At 73.7% G+C, this 1,699-nt stretch carries 1 protein-coding gene and 2 pseudogenes; 1 reads left to right on the forward strand and 2 read right to left on the reverse strand.

The annotated features are described in order from the left end of the window. Positions 1–501, reverse strand: a pseudogene (locus PUR71_RS05880) (hypothetical protein); the annotation flags it as partial. Then, a complete protein-coding gene (locus PUR71_RS05885; protein ID WP_329925255.1) occupies positions 494–1,006 on the reverse strand; it encodes a SigE family RNA polymerase sigma factor in 513 nt (170 codons plus the stop codon). The gene PUR71_RS05885 and the pseudogene PUR71_RS05880, both read right to left, overlap by 8 nt. A gap of 252 nt (positions 1,007–1,258) precedes the next feature. On the opposite strand from PUR71_RS05885, the pseudogene PUR71_RS05890 reads away from it, so the two are divergent. Then, positions 1,259–1,699, forward strand: a pseudogene (locus tag PUR71_RS05890) (hypothetical protein); the annotation flags it as partial.

Below are 1,699 nucleotides of genomic sequence, written 5' to 3' on the forward strand. Positions count from 1 at the left end.
CCTGCTGCGGCCCTTGTGGCCCTTCGACTCGCATTGCACGTACTGCTCGGCGGAGTTGACGGCGATGACCACGCCGTCGGTGTCCGCCGAGGAGACGGGAGTGCGGACCGCGATCACCGGGTGGTACTGCGACGCGTCGGCACCCAGGCAGGAGGCCAGGATCTCGGCGACGGCCCCGGCGTCGACCGGCGCCGTCGCCGTGCTGGTGACACCGAAAGCCGCCGACGGGCGAGGGGAAGGGGAAGGAGAAGGAGAAGCTGACGCAGGGGAGGCGACTGTAGTGGCTGCTCCGTGCTGGGGCCCCGGTGAGTGCAGCACGGACGGGAGAACCAGGCACAGGGCTGCCGCGGTGCAGGCCGCGGTGACGCCCAGGGCGCGTCGGCGGTGGCGGCGCCGGTCGGCGCGTCGGCGGATCTCCGCAGCGGGCAGGGTCGGTTCGGGCATCCGCGTGCCGAGCAGCCGCAGCCGGTCGCCGAGGGTGTCGTGGATGGGGTCAGACACTGAGCTTCTCCTCCTCGCTGGTCGGGGTTCGGTCGGCGAGTTCGGCCGCGAGCGCGGTCCGACCGCGGGCGAGGCGGCTCTTGACGGTGCTGACGCCGACGCCGGTCTCGGCCGCGACCTGCTGGACGGAGAGGTCGCACATGTGGTGCAGCACCAGGGCGGTTCGCTGCGCCTCGGGCAGGTCGCGGAGCGCGGTGACCAGCATCAGGTGTTCCTCGGTGGGCGGCTCGACGGTCGGTGGTTCTCGGCGGTGGTGGCGTCCGGCCAGGTGCAGGCCCCGGGCCAGACGCCTCCAGCGGGAGATGGCCAGCCGCCGGGCCGTGGTCCGGATCCATGCCTCCGGGGCGTCGTCCGGGTCGAAGGTGCGCCTTCGGTCCCACGCGCGGATGAAGGCCTCCTGGACCACGTCCTGCGCCTCGGACCAGTTGCCGGTCAACGCGTAGAGCTGCCCGGTCAGGCGGGAGAAGGACGCCGCGTAGAACGCGTCGAACTCCTGGGGCGTCATCAAGGGCCTCTCTTCCGGGACTGTCCGTCAGCTCGCGGCCCATGCGGCTCGCGAGGAAGCACTCCTCTGCCGCGGCGGTGGAGCCGTGCGGCCTGGGCGGAGCCTCCGGCGGTGTACGCACGAGCACCGCCTCCGGGTCGCACCCCCGGCCTATGACCTGGATCACGTGGGCCGGGTGCGACCTGCCGGGCGACGGAAGGCGTACAGAGGCGCGGGATCAACCCGGACACCCGCAGGAAAGGACACGGACCCATGCGCATCCGCCCGATCACGCTCATCGCCGCCACCGCCGCGGTCGTCGCGGCCGCCGGAGGAGTGGCCACCGCCGCGACCAGCACCTCCACGCCCACCCCCGCGGCCCACGGCAAGCCCTCCGGCGCGCCCACCGCCACGGCCTCCAGCGCCGGCTCGGCCGGCGCCTCGGTGGCCTCCGGCACCGGCCCGTCCGCCACCCGCGCGCCTGCCACCCCGGCGGCTTTCGGTGTCACCAGCACGGCGACGGCGCCGGTCGACGCCGGGGCCGTCGCCGAGATCCTGGCCTCCTGCCTGGGGGCCGACGCGTCGCAGTACCACCCGGTGATCGCGGTCCGCACTCCCGTCTCCTCGGCGGACACCGACGGCGTGGTCATCGCCGTCAACTCCGCCGAGCAGTACGTGCAATGCGAGTCGAAGGGCCACAAGGGCCGCAGCAGG

Origin of the sequence: Streptomyces sp. SP17BM10, assembly GCF_036322405.1 — a bacterium.
GTDB lineage: Bacteria > Actinomycetota > Actinomycetes > Streptomycetales > Streptomycetaceae > Kitasatospora.